Here is a 3,062-nt window from a genome sequence, read left to right as displayed (position 1 = left end):
AGCCAGGAGGGCGGACGAGGTGCTGGTGATGCAGGCACCCGCGATACCTTGCAACGCACGGAATGTCAGCAAAACGTCGAGCGTGCTCGCGCACGCGCACAGCAGGGACGCGAGGCCAAACAGCCCTGCACCCCAGGTGAACATCTGAACGCGTCCGTATCTGTCGGCAAGGCTGCCTGCGATTGGCAAACAGAAGATCAGAGCGAGGCTGTAGATGTCGATGGTCCAGGCCGCTCGTGCGGAAGTGGCACCGAGGTCGCGGCCGATGTCAGGTAACGCGGCCGCTAAAGCCGTCAGGTCGACTTGAAACAGAAAGCCGCTCAAGCACGCTGCAAGCAGCGTCGCCGTTTGCTGGGACATGAGATTGGCGCGATGGCCATCGCTGGCAGGCCGACTGGCGCTCGGCGTTTCATCATCGTTCTGCCGAGGTTTGTCGAGCATGGTCGTTTCCGGCCTCCATGGAGCATGGATGGCCGAGCGACAGGCTTTGGTCGAATGATGGTTCCTCAAAAGCCCATGAATCTGTATCATGGCTCGAGGAAATCGAGATGCCACGCCGCCTGCCACCTTTCGCGCCCCTCGTCGCGTTCGACGCTGTCACCCGCCATGGCTCGTTCACCCGCGCCGCGGCCGAACTGGGCGTCACGCAGAGTGCGGTCAGCCATCAGATTCGAAAACTGGAGGACCACTTCGGGGTAGCCCTGCTGCAGCGGCAGAATCCGGGGATCGGGATAACACCTGCCGGCGCGCGGCTCAGGCAAGAGCTTGCAGCAGCACTCGACGCGCTTGGTGCATTGGATGCCCAGGTGCGACGGCGCTCGAACCGCGCGACGTTACGTGTCGGCGCGAGCTCGGCGCTTGCCACGTGGTGGCTGGTCCGCCGCCTGCCGGACTTTACGTCGCGACATCCGTCGATCAACGTCGATCTCAAACCATTGGAGACTGGGGAAAGCTCGAAGCGGCCGCTCGACGTGCGAATTGTCTGGAACGCCGTCGACGACGCACGGCGGACATCGACTCAATTGCCGTTGTTCTGGGAGCGGATTTTTCCCGTCTGTGCGCCGCACTTGTTGCCCCGACGGCGTCCCTTGAAGAACCCCGACGGCCTGCTGGCCTTGCCGCTCATTCACAAAGGCGACAATGGGACCGGCGACTGGGGTTGGCCTACCTGGTTCAGACGGCTGGGTTTGCCGAAATCGGGCGCTGCCGCTGGCAGCGTGACACTGGACGACATCGGAATGTGCATGTCGGCTGCGGCCGAGGGAGCCGGCGTGACACTTGGGCGCTCACTTCTTGTCGCGGATGCGGTTTCTTCCGGACGCCTCGTGTCCGCACTCGCGAATTACCCGATAGTCGAGTGCACGAAAATTCAGGTTGCGCAGTGGCCGGCCCATTTGATCGGCGATCGCAGCGTCGAATTGTTCGTGAACTGGCTCGCTGAGCAAGCCGAGGCGACCGTGAAGAATATGTCGGCCGCATAGTCCGTTTGGCACATCGCGTCATTTAGCTGTGCTGCAGGATTTGATCGCCTTGGTGCATAGCGGGCTCAGGTAAACCGTCCTCCCGGCAGATTTATAGGTTCACGGCCTAGCTCTTCCTCAGCGCAAAATAGGCGCCGCAAAACGCCATCACGGCGCCGAGGCACAAAGCGGCGAGGCCGGCGAGCACGGCGGAGATGGTCGACACCGCGCTCGGTGCTGAGGCCGCTTGACCGGCCCCGGCCAGCATCAGCACGCCGACGACGATCAGGAACTGCCGCATCCGCTGCGGGATCTGCCCGGCCACCGCGCTGTGCATCAGATTGGCGGTGAAGTAGCCGCCCGAAAACCCGACGCTCGCGATCAGCCACCAGGCGATCGCCGCACCGGCCGGCATGAACTCGTGGCTGTCGGAGCGCCACAGGCCGCCGAGATCGAGCCCGTAGCGCGCGCCGAGCATATGCACGGCAAGCGCCAGCAGCACGCCTGAAATCATCGCGCCGCCGAGGATGAGGTAACGCGGAAAATAGGTCGTCTCGGGCATGGCTCGCTTGTAGGATAGGCACGACACTCCATGCAAGCGCGCGGATGTGTCCGAACAGGTGGAACGGCGGGTTGCCAACAACGTTGCAGGAGCGGTCGGAGGCAGGCGAGGGCTCGCCGCTGCGCTATGCCTACAAGGCGTCGTTGGTCGGCTCGGCGCACCAGTTCGAGCTGACCGGGGACGGGCTGTCGTGGCGGATCGCCGGCCGCTCGGGCGTGTGGGACTATCGCGACATCTCCGCCATAAAACTGTCCTATCGCCCGGTCTCGATGCAGCAGCAGCGGTTTCGCGCCGACATCGACAATGCCAAGGGCGGGCGGATCGCGATCCTCTCGACCACCTGGCAGACCGCGACGCTGGTCGCGCCGCAGGGGCATCTCTACCGCGACTTCATGGTCGAGCTGCATCGCCGGATGCGGGCGGCCGGCAGCACGGCGAGGCTGTCCGGAGGTCTCGGGCCGAAGACATATACCGCGGCGCTGGCGGTGCTGGCGTGGCTTGCGGTTGCCATGATCGGATTGCTGGTGATGGCGCTCATGACATCCAACTGGATGGGCGCGCTGTTCCTGCTTGGCTTCGCCGCGCTGTTCACCTGGCAGGTCGGCGGCTTCGTCACCCGTAACCGGCCGCGGCGCTACAGCTTCGACCGATTGCCCGATACGCTGTTGCCCAAGCCGTTGCCCGAGCCGGATCGCAATCAAGCGCAATGAAACGTGACTTCGTGCGCGCCCTCGCGCGCGGCATCGTCGGCGCGTGGTGTCGCGAACGCAACGGGCAGGGGCATGGACGATCGAAGTTTGCGGATGCCGTCCGGCGACGAGATCGCCGCGATCAATGCCCGCCACCTGATCGAGACGCCGCTGAGGCCCGCCGATCTCCTGTTCGTGTTCGGCACCCGCGGCGATGTCGCCGAGCGGGTCGACATGGCGGTCCGGCTCTGGCGCGACGGCTTTGCGCGCTGGTCGATCGTGAGCGGCGGCATCACGCCGGGCGATGGCCGCTCGGAGTGCGAGATCATCAAGGCCGCGATGGTTGCGGGC

General features: G+C 64.7%; 5 protein-coding genes. 3 read left to right on the top strand and 2 right to left on the bottom strand.

Going from position 1 to position 3,062, the window contains the following annotated elements:
- A partial coding sequence (locus QMZ05_RS40605) for an MFS transporter (RefSeq protein ID WP_353705857.1) occupies positions 1 to 441 on the bottom strand: 441 nt, incomplete at its 3' end.
- Positions 442 to 548: 107 nt separating this feature from the next.
- Between QMZ05_RS40605 and QMZ05_RS40600 the strand changes: the two genes are divergently transcribed.
- Positions 549 to 1,481, top strand: a complete 933-nt coding sequence (locus QMZ05_RS40600) for a LysR substrate-binding domain-containing protein (RefSeq protein ID WP_353705856.1) — start codon at positions 549 to 551, stop codon at positions 1,479 to 1,481.
- 106 nt (positions 1,482 to 1,587) lie between these two features.
- On the opposite strand, the gene QMZ05_RS40595 is transcribed toward QMZ05_RS40600, so the two are convergent.
- A complete protein-coding gene (locus QMZ05_RS40595) occupies positions 1,588 to 2,022 on the bottom strand; it encodes a hypothetical protein (protein ID WP_021077998.1) in 435 nt (144 codons plus the stop codon).
- Between the two features lie 71 nt (positions 2,023 to 2,093).
- On the opposite strand from QMZ05_RS40595, the gene QMZ05_RS40590 reads away from it, so the two are divergent.
- Both QMZ05_RS40590 and QMZ05_RS40585 read left to right on the top strand, forming a co-directional pair.
- The gene (locus QMZ05_RS40590; protein ID WP_353705855.1) at positions 2,094 to 2,732 is read left to right on the top strand and encodes a hypothetical protein; all 639 of its coding nucleotides are present in this window, start codon (positions 2,094 to 2,096) and stop codon (positions 2,730 to 2,732) included.
- Between the two features lie 72 nt (positions 2,733 to 2,804).
- Positions 2,805 to 3,062, top strand: a 258-nt coding sequence (locus QMZ05_RS40585; protein WP_353705854.1) for an ElyC/SanA/YdcF family protein, incomplete at its 3' end; no start/stop codon positions are given.

The sequence above is a fragment of the Bradyrhizobium sp. INPA03-11B genome (assembly GCF_040446015.1).
GTDB classification, from domain to species: Bacteria; Pseudomonadota; Alphaproteobacteria; order Rhizobiales; family Xanthobacteraceae; genus Bradyrhizobium; species Bradyrhizobium macuxiense_A.
The sequence above is the reverse complement of the archived record's forward strand: the minus strand, read 5'-3'. Positions and strand labels throughout refer to the sequence as shown.

Bases quoted from the DNA above. Each gene is read 5' to 3' on its own strand.
- QMZ05_RS40600 (WP_353705856.1), top strand. From the start codon at position 549: ATGCCACGCCGCCTGCCACCTTTCGCGCCCCTCGTCGCGTTCGACGCT.
- QMZ05_RS40595 (WP_021077998.1), bottom strand. From the start codon at position 2,022: ATGCCCGAGACGACCTATTTTCCGCGTTACCTCATCCTCGGCGGCGCG.